Annotated in this window: 11 protein-coding genes and 2 pseudogenes; 9 read left to right on the top strand and 4 right to left on the bottom strand. The window is 54.0% G+C overall.

The window, feature by feature from the left end; translation table 11 throughout:
* Positions 1-35: 35 nt before the first annotated feature.
* Both ACH0WD_RS10465 and araC read right to left on the bottom strand, forming a co-directional pair.
* A complete protein-coding gene (locus tag ACH0WD_RS10465; protein WP_001148369.1) occupies positions 36-803 on the bottom strand; it encodes a DedA family protein in 768 nt (255 codons plus the stop codon).
* A 118-nt stretch (positions 804-921) separates the two neighbouring features.
* The gene (gene araC / locus ACH0WD_RS10460) at positions 922-1,767 is read right to left on the bottom strand and encodes an arabinose operon transcriptional regulator AraC (RefSeq protein WP_000852385.1); all 846 of its coding nucleotides are present in this window, start codon (positions 1,765-1,767) and stop codon (positions 922-924) included.
* Between the two features lie 340 nt (positions 1,768-2,107).
* Here araC and araB point away from each other — a divergent pair, with 340 nt between their 5' ends.
* From araB to araD, 3 genes are all read left to right on the top strand, one after another.
* A complete protein-coding gene (gene araB, locus ACH0WD_RS10455) occupies positions 2,108-3,817 on the top strand; it encodes a ribulokinase (RefSeq protein ID WP_000951827.1) in 1,710 nt (569 codons plus the stop codon).
* Positions 3,818-3,827: 10 nt separating this feature from the next.
* Positions 3,828-5,330, top strand: a complete 1,503-nt coding sequence (araA, locus tag ACH0WD_RS10450; protein WP_000151705.1) for an L-arabinose isomerase — start codon at positions 3,828-3,830, stop codon at positions 5,328-5,330.
* 140 nt (positions 5,331-5,470) lie between these two features.
* Positions 5,471-6,166: an L-ribulose-5-phosphate 4-epimerase gene (gene araD, locus ACH0WD_RS10445; protein WP_000888680.1), complete on the top strand. Its 696-nt coding sequence runs from the start codon at positions 5,471-5,473 to the stop codon at positions 6,164-6,166.
* Positions 6,167-6,171: 5 nt separating this feature from the next.
* Here the strand turns inward: araD and ACH0WD_RS10440 are convergent, their stop codons facing one another.
* Positions 6,172-6,591, bottom strand: coding sequence for a DUF4751 family protein (locus ACH0WD_RS10440; protein WP_001103156.1), 420 nt, complete (start codon positions 6,589-6,591; stop codon positions 6,172-6,174).
* Between the two features lie 517 nt (positions 6,592-7,108).
* On the opposite strand from ACH0WD_RS10440, the pseudogene ACH0WD_RS10435 reads away from it, so the two are divergent.
* Positions 7,109-7,507 (top strand): annotated as a pseudogene (locus tag ACH0WD_RS10435) (YdcF family protein); the annotation flags it as partial.
* 75 nt (positions 7,508-7,582) lie between these two features.
* Here ACH0WD_RS10435 and ACH0WD_RS10430 read toward each other — a convergent pair.
* The gene (locus ACH0WD_RS10430) at positions 7,583-8,788 is read right to left on the bottom strand and encodes an RNA-guided endonuclease TnpB family protein (protein WP_001747683.1); all 1,206 of its coding nucleotides are present in this window, start codon (positions 8,786-8,788) and stop codon (positions 7,583-7,585) included.
* Between the two features lie 58 nt (positions 8,789-8,846).
* Between ACH0WD_RS10430 and tnpA the strand changes: the two genes are divergently transcribed.
* The 5 genes and pseudogenes from tnpA to rluA all read left to right on the top strand — a co-directional run bounded on the left by tnpA (position 8,847) and on the right by rluA (position 15,693).
* Positions 8,847-9,251, top strand: coding sequence for an IS200/IS605 family transposase (gene tnpA / locus ACH0WD_RS10425; RefSeq protein WP_001169101.1), 405 nt, complete (start codon positions 8,847-8,849; stop codon positions 9,249-9,251).
* A 74-nt stretch (positions 9,252-9,325) separates the two neighbouring features.
* Positions 9,326-9,547, top strand: a pseudogene (locus ACH0WD_RS10420) (YdcF family protein); the annotation flags it as partial.
* Between the two features lie 43 nt (positions 9,548-9,590).
* Entirely contained in the window at positions 9,591-11,942 is a 2,352-nt protein-coding gene (polB, locus tag ACH0WD_RS10415) for a DNA polymerase II (RefSeq protein WP_000035714.1), read from the top strand.
* A 173-nt stretch (positions 11,943-12,115) separates the two neighbouring features.
* A complete protein-coding gene (gene rapA, locus ACH0WD_RS10410; protein WP_001116966.1) occupies positions 12,116-15,022 on the top strand; it encodes an RNA polymerase-associated protein RapA in 2,907 nt (968 codons plus the stop codon).
* An 11-nt stretch (positions 15,023-15,033) separates the two neighbouring features.
* On the top strand, positions 15,034-15,693 hold the full coding sequence (gene rluA, locus ACH0WD_RS10405; protein ID WP_000525196.1) for a bifunctional tRNA pseudouridine(32) synthase/23S rRNA pseudouridine(746) synthase RluA: 660 nt from the start codon (positions 15,034-15,036) through the stop codon (positions 15,691-15,693).
* Positions 15,694-15,726: the final 33 nt, after the last annotated feature.

Raw genomic sequence — 15,726 nt, 5'->3', positions numbered from 1 at the left:
GGATAAGGCGAAGCTGCCATCCGGCAAAGGAATCGTTAGTAACCCACAACTTTGCGCAGAATATCGATATATACCGGCATCAGCGGGTGGCGAACCAGCACCACCAGCGCGACCACGCCGATCCCGAGCGTCAACGGCGCCAGATACAGCAAACGGCTGCGGGGGAAATACGCGGTTAAACGATCGACTGCCGCTTTGCCGCTGCGCCACAGCCGCCAGCATAGCCAGCCTCCAACCCACAGCAGCAACGCCGTCGCCAGCAGCAGCCATTTGAAATCTCCGCTCTGCATATCGGAAGGAATATCGATTGCCGCTCCCGCCAGAATGCCCGGCAGGAAATAAAACGGTGGCCACAGCAAACAGCCAATCAAGTTTGGCCCAATAAATTTCGCTACGGGAAGATCCAGCATCCCTGCCACCATCGGCACCAGCGGCCTCGTCGGACCGACAAAACGTCCGACCAGGATCGTGAACATACTGTGCTGATGCAGCGCGTGTTCGGTTTTATCCAGCAGCGACTTGTTCTTTTTCATAAAAGACCAGCGGTGTAGCGGCTTTTTAAAGCGCCACCCCAGCCAGAACGAAATCCAGTCGCCCATCAGACAGCCGATAATACCCACCAGCCAGGCATGCCAAAAATTGAGCTCGCCGCTGCCGATAAGCGCGCCCAGCCCCGCCATCAGTACCGTGCCGGGTAAAATCAACCCCACCAGCGCCAGCGATTCCAGGAAGGCGACCAGCAACACAGCGATAAGCGAATACAGAGTGGATTGGGTGATAAAGTGTTCCAGCAGTGCTTGCATAGTGTGTCCGTCAGCGTGATGAAGCAGGGATTCTGCTTATCCCGTCCCCCTTCGTCAAGCCGTCAATTATCCGAATAGTCACGGCTTATGACATCTTTGTGAACACATCATTCACTTTTTATTCACATCCGGCCCTGAACTCGCTAGGACTTGCCCCGGTGCATTTTTTAAATACCCGCGAAAAATAGAGCTGATCGTCAAATCCAACATTGCGCCCAACGGACGCTATCGGCATTCGCGTAGTGCTAAGCAGAAGTTTCGCCTGGCTGATACGCTGATCTTCGCGCCAGCTCAATACGCTAATGCCTAACTGCTGGCGGAACAGATGCGATAACCGGGAGGGCGACAGGCAGACATGCTGGGCGACGCTGGCGATATCAAAATGACTGTCCGCGAGATGGTCGCTGATATACTGGCAGGCATCGCGCACACGGCTATCCATCGGCGGATGCAACGACTCATTAATTACCGCCATACGTCTGAGCAACAGCTGCTCCAGCAGATTGATCGCCAGTAGCTCAGAATAGCGGCCTTCCCCTTGCCCGGCGCTGATGATCTGCCCGAACAGTTCGCTGAAATGCGGCTGGCGCGCCTCGTCCGGGCGGAAAAATCCTGTCTGGGCAAAGATTGTCGGCCAGGTCAGCCACTCCTGCCAGTAGGCGCGAGGCCGGAAATAAACCCACTGGTGATACCACTCGCTGGCATCCGGATGCCGTCCATAGTGATGAATCTCGCCCGGCGGAAACAATAATATATCGCCAGGCCGACAGACAAACTGCTCGCCATTATTATTAATGACGCCCTCTCCGCGGATGGTCAGGTTAAGAATATATCCCTTCATGCCCAACGGACGATCGATAAAAAAATCCAGATATCCATTCGCTTCAATTGGCGTCAGTCCGGCGACCAGATGGGCATTAAATGAATATCCCGGCAATAGCGGATCATTTTGCGTTTCAGCCATGATTTCTCTACCCCCCGATGTTCAGAGAAGAAACAAATTGTCCATATTGACCAGGATGACAGTGCTTACGTCTCCGCAAGACCTTGCGCTTGATGAAAGCACGTATCAACCCCGCTTGTGAAAAGCGCTTTGTAACAAAAGCGTACAGTTCAGGCGATAAAATTAAGTAACAGAAGTGTCTATAACTATGGCTGGAATGTCCACATTGAATATTTGCACAGCGTCACACTTTGCAAAGCATTAGCATTTTTGTCCATAAGATTAGCGGATCCTGCCTGACGGTTTTTGCCGCGACTCTCTACTGTTTCTCCATACCTGTTTTTCTGGATGGAGTAAGACGATGGCAATTGCAATTGGCCTCGATTTTGGCAGTGATTCAGTGCGCGCTCTGGCAGTGGACTGCGCCACCGGCGACGAGATCGCCACCAGCGTAGAGTGGTATCCGCGCTGGCAAGAAGGCCGTTATTGCGACGGCCCGAACAACCAGTTCCGTCATCATCCGCGCGACTACATGGAGTCAATGGAGGCCGCGCTGAAAGCCGTTCTGGCACAATTAAGCTCCGCGCAACGCGCAAATGTCGTTGGCATTGGCGTTGACAGCACCGGTTCTACGCCAGCGCCGATTGACGCCGACGGTAACGTCCTGGCGCTGCGTCCGGAGTTCGCCGAGAACCCGAATGCGATGTTTGTGCTGTGGAAAGATCACACCGCCGTGGAAGAGGCCGACGAAATCACCCGTCTGTGCCATAAGCCTGGTAAGGTCGACTACTCCCGCTATATTGGCGGCATTTACTCCAGCGAATGGTTCTGGGCGAAGATTCTGCACGTCACCCGTCAGGATAGCGCCGTCGCGCAGGCCGCCGTCTCGTGGATTGAGCTGTGTGACTGGGTGCCGGCGCTGCTTTCCGGCACCACTCGCCCGCAGGATATCCGCCGTGGCCGCTGCAGCGCCGGGCACAAAACGCTGTGGCATGAAAGCTGGGGCGGCCTGCCACCCTCGAGCTTCTTTGATGAACTCGATCCGTGCATTAACCGTCATCTGCGCTACCCGTTATTTAGCGAAACCTTCACCGCCGATCTGCCCGTGGGCACCCTGTGCGCCGAATGGGCGCAGCGCCTCGGCTTGCCGGAAAGCGTAGTGATTTCCGGCGGCGCGTTCGACTGTCACATGGGCGCGGTCGGCGCGGGCGCGCAGCCCAATACGCTGGTAAAAGTCATCGGCACGTCTACCTGCGACATTCTGATTGCGGATAAACAGAGCGTCGGGGATCGCGCCGTGAAAGGCATTTGCGGTCAGGTTGATGGCAGCGTGGTGCCGAACTTTATCGGTCTGGAAGCGGGCCAGTCCGCTTTCGGCGACATCTACGCCTGGTTTAGCCGCGTGTTGAGCTGGCCGCTGGAGCAACTTGCCGCGCAGCACCCGGAACTGAAAACCCAGATTAACGCCAGCCAGAAGCAGCTACTGCCAGCGCTCACCGACGCCTGGGCGAAAAATCCGTCCCTGGATCACCTGCCGGTGGTGCTCGACTGGTTTAACGGTCGCCGCACGCCCAATGCTAATCAGCGTCTGAAAGGCGTCATTACCGATCTCAATCTCGCCACCGACGCGCCAGCGCTGTTTGGCGGTCTGGTCGCCTCGACCGCCTTCGGCGCGCGCGCCATTCAGGAGTGTTTTACCGATCAGGGTATCGCGGTCAATAACGTGATGGCGCTTGGCGGCATCGCCCGTAAAAATCAGGTCATTATGCAGGTCTGCTGCGACGTACTGAATCGTCCGTTGCAGATCGTCGCTTCCGACCAGTGTTGCGCATTAGGCGCCGCTATCTTTGCCGCCGTCGCTGCGAAAATCCATGCCGATATTCCTGCCGCCCAGCAAAGCATGGCAAGCGCGGTAGAACGCACTCTGCGTCCCCGCCCTGAACAGGCGCAACGCCTCGAACAGCTTTACCGCCGCTACCAGCAGTGGGCGCTAAGCGCAGAACAACATTATCTTCCGACTGCCGCGCCGGCGCCAACGACCCCGGCCAATCAGGCAATCCTGACTCATTAAGGACACGACAATGACGATTTTTGATAATTATGAAGTATGGTTTGTGATTGGCAGCCAGCATTTGTATGGCGCAGAAACCCTGCGTCAGGTCACTCAACATGCCGAGCATGTGGTCAACGCGCTGAATACCAAAGCCAAACTGCCATGTAAACTGGTATTAAAACCGCTGGGCACCTCGCCGGATGAGATTACCGCTATTTGTCGTGACGCCAATTATGACGATCGCTGCGCAGGGCTGGTGGTCTGGCTGCACACCTTCTCCCCGGCCAAAATGTGGATCAACGGGCTGAGTATCCTTAACAAACCACTACTGCAATTCCATACCCAATTTAACGCCGCCCTGCCGTGGGACAGCATTGATATGGACTTTATGAACCTGAACCAGACTGCGCACGGCGGTCGCGAGTTCGGCTTCATCGGTGCGCGGATGCGCCAGCAGCACGCGGTCGTCACCGGTCACTGGCAGGATAAAGAGGCCCATACGCGTATCGGCGCCTGGATGCGCCAGGCGGTCTCTAAACAGGATACCCGCCAGCTAAAAGTCTGCCGCTTCGGCGACAATATGCGTGAAGTCGCAGTGACTGACGGTGATAAAGTGGCCGCGCAAATCAAATTTGGCTTTTCGGTCAATACCTGGGCGGTCGGCGATCTGGTGCAGGTGGTGAATTCTATCGGCGACGGCGATATCAACGCTCTGATTGACGAGTATGAAAGCAGCTATACCCTGACGCCCGCCACCCAAATCCACGGCGATAAACGCCAGAACGTGCGGGAAGCGGCGCGCATTGAACTCGGTATGAAGCGTTTCCTGGAACAGGGTGGCTTCCACGCATTCACTACTACTTTTGAAGATTTACACGGTCTGAAACAGCTTCCGGGTCTGGCCGTACAGCGTCTGATGCAACAGGGCTACGGCTTTGCGGGCGAAGGCGACTGGAAAACCGCCGCTCTGCTTCGCATTATGAAAGTGATGTCAACCGGTCTGCAGGGCGGCACCTCATTTATGGAGGATTACACCTACCACTTCGAGAAAGGCAACGATCTGGTGCTTGGCTCGCACATGCTGGAAGTGTGTCCGTCCATCGCGGTGGAAGAGAAACCGATCCTCGACGTCCAGCACCTCGGCATTGGCGGCAAGGAAGATCCGGCGCGTTTGATTTTCAATACCCAAACCGGCCCGGCGATCGTCGCCAGCCTGATCGACCTCGGCGATCGTTATCGTCTGCTGGTCAACTGCATTGACACCGTAAAAACACCGCACTCCCTGCCGAAACTGCCGGTGGCTAACGCGCTGTGGAAGGCGCAGCCGGATCTGCCGACCGCCTCCGAAGCGTGGATTCTGGCTGGCGGCGCGCACCATACCGTCTTCAGCCACGCGCTGGATCTGAACGATATGCGCCAGTTTGCAGAAATACACGATATCGAAATCGCGGTAATTGATAACGATACCCGTCTGCCGGCCTTTAAGGACGCGCTGCGCTGGAACGAGGTGTATTACGGTTTAAAACGCTAAAAGTGAAGTCTGAATGCCCGGTGGCACTGCGTTTACCGGGCCTACGGTCCTGTAGGCCGAATAAGGCATTTGTGTCGCCATCCGGCACACCGTCGCTCGTAGGCCGGATAAGCGAAGCGCCATCCGGCAGGGAGAAAACAATGTTAGAAGATCTCAAACGCCAGGTACTGGAAGCCAATCTGGCGCTGCCAAAACACAACCTGGTCACCCTTACCTGGGGTAACGTCAGCGCCGTCGATCGCGAACGCGGCGTACTGGTGATTAAGCCGTCCGGAGTCGATTATAGCGTCATGATCGCTGACGATATGGTGGTGGTCAGCCTGGAGACTGGTGAAGTCGTTGAAGGTCATAAGAAACCGTCGTCCGATACGCCAACCCACCGTCTGTTGTACCAGGCATTTCCGACTATCGGCGGCATCGTACACACCCATTCGCGCCACGCGACTATCTGGGCGCAGGCGGGTCAGCCGATTCCGGCGACGGGAACCACCCATGCCGACTATTTCTACGGTACGATTCCCTGCACTCGCAAAATGACCGAGGCGGAAATTAATGGCGAGTATGAATGGGAAACGGGCAATGTCATTGTTGAAACCTTTGAAAAACAAGGTATTGACGCCGCTCAAATGCCCGGCGTGCTTGTCCATTCGCACGGCCCGTTTGCCTGGGGTAAAAATGCCGAGGATGCCGTGCATAACGCCATCGTGCTGGAAGAAGTGGCCTATATGGGGATCTTCTGCCGCCAGCTTGCGCCGCAGTTGCCCGACATGCAGCAATCCCTGCTGGATAAACACTATTTACGCAAACACGGCGCAAAAGCCTATTACGGGCAGTAATGCCTCTAAAAACGCGTCCCATGGGGGGCGCGTTGATGAGTCTGGTCGGTGATATATTCAGCAAATGCGCTTTGATAGACGTAATGATCAGAACTCACATATTCAATAATATTATCATAATGTCCCTGCCACGCTTTTCCTTCCAGCGCATGGAAGAAAATATAATCTTCGATTGTTGACTGCCAGCGTTGCCCATTTAACAGATAATTAATAATGGTATCCCGATGTCCGTTTTTTCTGTCGTGTCCTTGCCAGTGAAAAAAAGCATTGCCGTTTTCAATAATCTCGGTACGCCAAATTTGTTCGGTCCATGTTTTATACTCAAAAAATCGACTCACGGTTTTTATGGAAGGGTTAGCGCGTTGAGTATTGACGAAAAGATAACGGTCGCTCCCTACCAGACGCGCCTGCATACTCACATTCATAAAAGATCATTCCCGAATACCACAAATTTTGATAAAAACACCCGCACCCGAAAGTCAAAATAAAATTATATTCTAAAATAAAAATTAAATTATGCAGAGAGTTCCCGACGAATTCGCACTGTAATCCATTTTTATTTAACCATAGCGGCCAATTGGAATATTATATTTCTACCTGACGGTGCGGATGTTCCAAATGAAATTGTTACACTTTTCATTAAATAAAACAAACAAAAAATATCGCTTTTTTGTTAATCCGAGAAATAAGTAACAGATTCGAACAAGCGCCGTTCTGAAAAATACTTAATGTATGAAAACAGACTTGACACAAAACGGCTAATACATGGGTAAAAACTGTAAATAAACATGATTCAAAATTAGCAGTTATAGGGTAATTATATCTGCTGTATATACCGGCATCATTATATTGATAAATATACGTCAGCAAAAATATCTGACGCTAAAAGCCATTTTATCGTTAAAATATCCATTACACCCGTCATGGGGAACGAACTCATTCATGAAATATCGCTACATCATCAGAATCGCGGCAGGCATAATTCTCATTATGGCTACGGTGTTTATCCATAATGCCATCGCTATTTATCAGTTCAGTCAGCAAAACCAGACGCGCATAGCTGACTGCGCGATTGTCGCAGGAGCAGGCGTTAGCGGAAAAACGCCTTCTCCCGTTTTTCAGGCCAGACTGGATCATGCCATCTGGCTTTACCAACAACACATTGTCCGCGCGTTGGTATTAACCGGCGGCTACGGCGCTGGCGCAACGGTTTCCGACGCGGCGATAGCCCGTCAATACGTTCTGGAAAAAGGGATTCCGGTTAAGGCGATTTTTATTGAAGAGCGCTCTACCGTGACGCGCGAAAATATTCGTTACGCAAAACAGATACTGCGACAACAACATTGACATCCTCCCCCACCTTCGCACTTCGTGACTCAGGTGGGGGATTCCCATTAGTGGGTGACGACTGATTGCTCAGCGTCTGGTTCCTGTTTCAGACGGGCGGCCTGACTGCACCATCCCTCCACAGGCAAGAACGACGTGCCCCGCCGCTAAAATGTTACGAGCGCCATTTACATCAGCGTTCGCTGTATATCCGCATGCCTGACACACAAATTTACTTTGTGACAGGCGATTTTCTTTCGCGGTATGACCACAGCACGCGCAACGCTGGCTTGTGTATGCTGGCGGAACCGCAAGCACCTGACCGCCACGCCAGAGCTGTTTGTACTCAAGCTGGCGGCGCATTTCATACCAGCCCTGATCCAGTATCGAACGGTTTAGACCTGATTTGGCCTTGACGTTTCGTCCGTGCTGTTCTGCTGTACCTTTTGCCGATTTCGACATGTTACTAACCTTCAAATCCTCAATGACTATCATCGCGTGGTTTTTGCTGATTTCACTGGTAACTTTATGAAGGTAGTCGCGCCGGATATTGGCTATGTGCGAGTGCAGACGCTGGACTTTTCGCTTTTGTTTCTGCCAGTTACTGCTGAATTTGACTTTACGGCTTAACTGCCGCTGGAGTGTTGCCAGCTTGCGCTGACTTGCTTTAAAACTGTTGACTGGTTGGTATACCGTACCGTCTGAAAGCGTGGCGAGTTTTGTTACTCCTGCGTCCAGACCGACTATCGTTGTGCTTGTGTGATTGGGTTCTGCCGTTTCAACTTCAACCTGAAACGAGATATACCACTGTCCCGCTAACTGACTGATTGTCGCATTTTTGATTTTACCGTTCACACGTTGAGATTGCCGGAATTTTACCCACCCAAGACCTGACGGTAGCTTCACTCTGCGATTTTCAAGGCGGCAATATTTCTCAAAGTTCACAAAACGGATTGAGTCTCTGCCCTCATTTTTTCGTTTCCATACCGGGGCCTTAGCTGCGAGCTTTTTATCAAAGCAACGTTTCCATGCAGCATGCAGGTCTTTCAACTTTTGCTGCAGATTGTCGGTATAAGCATCCTGTAAAAAGATGTGTCCCGGCATTTTTTTCCACACTGTAAGCATCCTGTTCAACTCGAAAGCCGAAGGTAACTTTTCGCCTGAGCCAAGGATGCGCTTTGTCTCCGCAAGACCTAAATTCCAGACAAAACGGGCGCAACCACATAACTGCCGCAAACGCTGCGACTGTTCAGGCGTTGGTTCCAGTCTGAATTTGTAGGCTTTCAGGATTAGCATCATCACTCAGTGTGTAGGAGATTTGTTTGCTATGTTACTGTTTTTACGGTCAACTTCAATGCAAAAACATAATATTAATCGTTCAAGACATGCCGCCTTCCTTTTGCATGTTCATCTTGTCTTTGTAACAAAATACCGTCGAAAGATACTGGGTGAGTCACACTATGCTGCATTCCATCAGTATGCAGCAGAAGTCTGCCATGATTTTGGTGCAGAACTTAAAGAAAGTAACGGAGACGTCGATCATGTCCACATGCTGATCGAATACCCACCAACAGTGCAGCTTTCGGTACTGGTTAACTCACTGAAAGCTGTGACATCCCGCCGTCTGCGAAACGAATTTATTGATTTGCGGGGAGCATACGGAAAAGCCGCGCTCTGGTCGAGGTCATACTTTGCTGGCTCGTGCGGAGGTGCGCCGCTGGAAGTTGTAAAGCAATACATTCAACATCAGCGTGGCTGATGATCCTTCGGGCTTCTCAAGCCCGTCCAAATTCCCCTCCCGCCTTATGTCGGCGGGAGTACCCTTTGGAGTTAAGATGGCGCACAGCGTTACTGGTCAGCGATCCGCTGCATATGCTGCGTCTGAAAACTATCGCTCAGGATAATGGTATCGATAGCCGCTCATCACCCACGCGATCCACCCGCTATAAATCCTGGTGGGCGCAAACCCGCTTCTTACTGCGAGAAACTTTTTATTACAGCGGATATCGGCTTTTACGTTATATGCCTGTACAAAATAACAGTATTACCCCCTAAAACAGGTTATAATTAGCGTGAATTTTTTAGACAGGTAATCATCGTGGCGCAGGCAGGTTTCATTTTAACCCGGCACTGGCGGGATACGCCGCAAGGGACGGAGGTCTCTTTCTGGCTGGCGACAGACAACGGCCCTGTGCAGGCGACGCTGGCGCCGCAAGAGTCCGTGGCGTTTATTCCGACCAGCCAGACCTCCCGCGCCGCCTCGCTGCTACAGGCGGAAAAAGACTATCGCCTGACGCCGCTCCAGCTGCGAGACTTTCATCGTCAGCCGGTATCCGGTCTGTATTGCCGCACTCACCGCCAGCTTATGCGGATGGAGAAACTGCTGCGCGAAAACGGCGTCACCGTTTATGAAGCGGATGTACGCCCGCCGGAACGTTACCTGATGGAGCGTTTTATTACGTCGCCCGTTTGGGTAGACGGCGAGATGCGCAACGGCGTTATCCGCAATGCGCGTCTTAAACCCCACCCCGACTATCGACCGCCGCTAAAATGGGTCTCGCTGGATATCGAAACCACGCGACACGGCGAACTGTATTGCATTGGTCTGGAAGGCTGCGGCCAGCGTACCGTTTATATGCTGGGCCCGGCGAATGGCGATGACCGCCAACTGGACTTCGAGCTTGTGTATGTCGCCAGCCGCCCGCAGCTGCTGGAAAAACTCAACGCCTGGTTTGCCGAACATGATCCTGACGTCATCATCGGCTGGAACGTAGTGCAGTTCGACCTGCGTATGCTGCAAAAACATGCCGAACGCTACCGTATCCCTTTACGGCTGGGGCGAGACAATAGCGAACTGGAGTGGCGCGAACATGGCTTCAAAAACGGCGTTTTTTTCGCCCAGGCCAGAGGGCGAGTCATTATCGATGGTATCGACGCGCTTAAATCCGCGTTCTGGAATTTTTCGTCTTTTTCGCTGGAAGCCGTCTCGCAGGAACTGCTCGGCGAAGGAAAATCCATTGATAACCCCTGGGATCGTATGGATGAGATCGATCGCCGCTTTGCCCAGGATAAACCCGCCCTCGCCACCTACAACCTGAAAGACTGCGAGCTGGTCACGCGCATTTTCCATAAAACCGAGATCATGCCGTTTTTGCTGGAACGCGCGACGATCAACGGCCTGCCGGTCGATCGCCACGGCGGTTCGGTCGCCGCATTCGGGCATCTTTACTTTCCGCGAATGCACCGCGCCGGCTATGTCGCGCCCAATCTCGGCGAAGTGCCGCCGCTGGCAAGTCCCGGCGGCTACGTAATGGATTCACAACCCGGATTATACGATTCAGTACTGGTGCTGGATTATAAAAGCCTGTACCCGTCGATTATCCGCACGTTTTTGATTGATCCCGTCGGGCTGGTCGAAGGCATGGCGCAGCCGGATCCGGAACACAGTACCGAAGGTTTCCTTGACGCCTGGTTTTCACGAGAAAAACACTGCCTGCCGGAAATTGTTAGCCAAATCTGGCACGGGCGCGATGAAGCCAAACGTCAGGGCAATAAACCGCTCTCGCAGGCGCTTAAAATCATTATGAACGCCTTTTATGGCGTACTCGGCACCACGGCCTGTCGCTTTTTCGATCCCCGTCTGGCGTCGTCAATCACCATGCGCGGTCATGCGATTATGCGCCAGACCAAAGCGCTGATTGAGGCGCAGGGTTATGACGTGATCTATGGCGATACCGATTCCACTTTCGTCTGGCTCCGGCGCGCGCATTCAGAAGCCGATGCGGCGGAAATCGGGCACAGGCTGGTGCGTCACGTGAACGAATGGTGGGCGCAGACGTTACAACAGCAAAATTTGACCAGCGCGCTGGAGCTGGAGTTTGAAACCCACTTTTGCCGTTTTCTGATGCCGACCATCCGCGGCGCGGATACTGGCAGTAAAAAACGCTACGCGGGCCTGATTCAGGAAGGCGACAGCCAGCGCATGGTATTTAAAGGTCTGGAAACGGTGCGGACCGACTGGACGCCGCTGGCGCAGCGCTTTCAACAGGAGCTGTATCTGCGTGTTTTTCGCAATGAACCTTATCAAGACTATGTGCGTGAGACTATCGATAAACTGATGGCGGGCGAACTGGACGCACAGCTGGTTTATCGTAAGCGTCTGCGTCGCCCTTTACATGAGTACCAACGTAACATCCCGCCGCACGTTCGCGCCGCCCGGCTGGCGGATGAACAAAACCTGAAGCAGGGTCGTCCGGCGCAGTATCAGAATCGCGGCGCCATAAAATATGTCTGGACTGTTAACGGCCCCGAGCCCGTGGATTACCAGCAGTCGCCGCTGGATTACGAACACTATCTTACCCGCCAGCTACAACCCGTGGCGGAAGGAATTCTTCCCTTCGTTGAAGATAATTTTGCTACACTACTGACCGGGCAACTGGGGCTATTTTGACGCGTGACGAAAGCGCCGCCTTCCAGTACCATAGCGCCCTTTCCATTCCTGGACCTAATTAACGCCACTACCACATTAGCCTGGTAGCGGGGTCGTATACTCGCAATTATCCAGTGCTGTCGCCTGGGAATGGCGAGTAATGCCTGCAATTAAAGATATAGAGCCGAACACATATGCCTTTTACACTTGGTCAACGCTGGATCAGCGATACAGAAAGCGAGCTGGGACTTGGAACCGTTGTTGCGATGGATGCGCGAACCGTCACCTTACTTTTCCCGTCCACGGGAGAAAACCGCCTGTATGCGCGCAGTGATTCTCCCGTGACCCGCGTCATGTTCAACCCTGGCGATACGATTACAAGCCATGAAGGCTGGCAGCTACATATCGATGAAGTAAAAGAAGAAAATGGCCTGCTTGTTTATGTCGGCACCCGCCTGGATACCGAAGAGACCAATGTGACGTTGCGCGAGGTTCTGCTCGACAGCAAGTTGGTTTTCAGTAAGCCCCAGGATCGTCTGTTCGCCGGTCAAATCGATCGAATGGATCGGTTCGCGCTGCGCTATCGCGCCCGTAAATTTCAGAGCGAGCAGTACCGGATGCCATACAGCGGCCTGCGCGGTCAGCGGACCAATCTGATCCCGCATCAGCTTAATATCGCTCATGATGTGGGGCGTCGCCACGCGCCGCGCGTACTGCTGGCGGATGAAGTGGGCTTAGGTAAAACCATTGAAGCCGGGATGATTCTGCATCAACAGTTATTATCCGGCGCGGCGGAACGCGTATTGATCATCGTTCCGGAAACCCTGCAACACCAGTGGCTGGTAGAAATGCTGCGCCGTTTCAACCTGCGCTTCGCGCTGTTCGATGACGAACGCTATACCGAAGCGCAGCACGACGCGTATAACCCGTTTGAAACCGAACAACTGGTGATCTGCTCGCTGGATTTCGCCCGCCGTAATAAGCAGCGTCTGGAACATTTGTGCGACGCCGAGTGGGATTTGCTGGTGGTCGACGAAGCGCATCATCTGGTGTGGAGCACCGATGCGCCGAGCCGTGAATATATGGCCATCGAACAGTTAGCTGAACGCGTACCGGGCGTGCTGCTGCTGACCGCCACGCCAGAACAGCTGGGGATGGAAAGCCATTTCGCCCGTCTGCGCCTGCTCGATCCGAACCGTTTCCACGATTTCGAACAGTTTGTCGAAGAACAGAAAAACTACCGCCCTGTCGCTGATGCGGTGGCCATGCTGCTGGCGGGCAATAAACTCAGCAACGACGAACTGAACAGGCTGGGCGATCTGATCGGCGAACAGGATATTGAACCGCTGTTGCAGGCCGCTAATAGCGATCGCGACGACGCGCAGGCCGCCCGTGATGAGCTGGTGTCGATGCTGATGGATCGCCACGGCACCAGCCGCGTTCTGTTCCGCAACACCCGTAACGGCGTCAAGGGGTTCCCGAAACGTGAACTGCATACGGTAAAACTGCCGCTGCCGACCCAGTATCAGACCGCCATTAAGGTCTCCGGCATTATGGGCGCGCGTAAAAGCGCGGAAGATCGCGCCCGCGATATGCTCTATCCGGAACAAATTTATCAGGAGTTCGAAGGCGATACCGGCACCTGGTGGAACTTCGACCCACGCGTTGAGTGGCTGATGGGCTATCTGACCAGCCATCGTTCGCAAAAAGTGCTGGTGATCTGCGCCAAGGCGACCACCGCGTTACAGCTGGAACAGGTGCTGCGCGAACGCGAAGGCATCCGCGCCGCCGTGTTCCATGAGGGCATGTCGATTATTGAACGCGACCGCGCCGCCGCCTGGTTCGCCGAAGAAGATACCGGCGCGCAGGTGCTGTTATGTTCCGAAATCGGCTCCGAAGGACGTAACTTCCAGTTTGCCAGCAATCTGGTGATGTTCGACTTGCCGTTTAACCCGGATCTGCTGGAACAGCGTATTGGTCGTCTGGATCGTATCGGCCAGGCGCATGATATCCAGATCCACGTCCCGTACCTGGAAAAAACCGCCCAGTCGGTGCTGGTTCGCTGGTATCACGAAGGGCTGGACGCCTTTGAGCACACCTGCCCGACCGGTCGCGCGATTTATGATTCAGCCTACGCCAGTCTGATTAACTATCTGGCCGCGCCTGAAGAAACCGACGGGTTTGACGATCTGATCAAATCCTGCCGCGAACAGCATGAAGCGCTAAAAGCCCAGTTAGAACAGGGCCGCGACCGCCTGCTGGAGATCCACTCCAACGGCGGAGAAAAAGCCCAACAGCTCGCACAAAGCATTGAAGAACAGGACGACGACACCAACCTGATCGCGTTCGCCATGAACCTGTTCGATATCGTCGGCATTAACCAGGACGATCGCGGCGACAACCTGATCGTGCTGACGCCGTCCGACCACATGTTGGTGCCGGATTTCCCCGGCCTGCCGGAAGACGGCTGTACTATCACGTTTGAACGTGACGTAGCCCTGTCTCGCGAAGATGCGCAGTTTATTACCTGGGAACATCCGCTCATCCGTAACGGACTGGATCTGATCCTCTCCGGCGATACCGGCAGCAGCACCATTTCGCTGTTGAAAAATAAAGCGCTGCCCGTCGGCACGCTGCTGGTCGAACTGGTTTACGTCGTGGAAGCGCAGGCGCCGAAACAGCTACAACTGAACCGCTTCCTGCCGCCGACGCCGGTACGTATGCTGTTAGATAAAAACGGCAACAATCTGGCCGCCCAGGTCGAGTTTGAAACCTTCAACCGTCAGCTCAGCGCCGTGAATCGCCACACCGGCAGCAAACTGGTTAACGCCGTACAACAGGACGTCCACGCCATTTTGCAACTGGGCGAGACGCAGATTGAAAAGTCCGCCAGAGCGCTGATTGATAACGCGCGTCGCGAGGCGGATGAAAAACTGTCCGGGGAACTGTCGCGTCTGGAAGCGCTGCGCGCCGTCAACCCGAACATTCGCGACGACGAACTTGCCGCTATCGACAGCAACCGTCAGCAGGTGCTGGAAAGCCTGAATCAGGCAGGCTGGCGTCTGGACGCGCTGCGTCTTATTGTCGTCACGCACCAATAACGGAGCCGTACATGGGGATGGAAAACTACAATCCGCCGCAGGAACCCTGGCTGGTTATCCTGTATCAGGATGAGCACATTATGGTGGTCAATAAGCCCAGCGGCCTGTTGTCCGTGCCGGGGCGTCTGGAAGCGCACAAAGACAGCATTATGACGCGTATCCAGCGCGACTACCCGCAGGCAGAATCGGTGCATCGTCTGGATATGGCCACCAGCGGCGTGATTGTAGTGGCGCTGACCAAAGCCGCGGAGCGGGAGCTAAAACGTCAGTTCCGCGAACGTGAGCCGAAAAAGCAGTATGTGGCGCGCGTATGGGGGCATCCCTCCCCGGCGGAAGGGCTGGTTGACTTACCGCTCATCTGCGACTGGCCGAACCGGCCAAAGCAGAAAGTGTGTTATGAAACCGGCAAACCGGCGCAAACGGAATATAACGTGGTGGAGTTTGCGGCGGATAATACCGCCCGCGTGGTGCTCAAACCGATCACCGGGCGTTCGCATCAGCTTCGTGTGCATATGCTGGCGTTAGGCCACCCGATTTTAGGCGATCGGTTTTACGCTTCGCCGGAAGCGTTGTCGCTGGCGCCGCGTTTGCAGTTACACGCCGAAATGCTGACCATTACCCATCCCGCTTACGGTAACAGCATGACGTTTAAAGTCCCGGCAGATTTTTAAATTCGGAGCCAATTTATGCCGGGGCGCTTCGCT

It is taken from the genome of Salmonella sp. 2020_1395 (assembly GCF_043848115.1).
Lineage (GTDB): Bacteria > Pseudomonadota > Gammaproteobacteria > Enterobacterales > Enterobacteriaceae > Salmonella > Salmonella enterica.
This window is presented reverse-complemented; position numbering and strand designations above follow the sequence as displayed.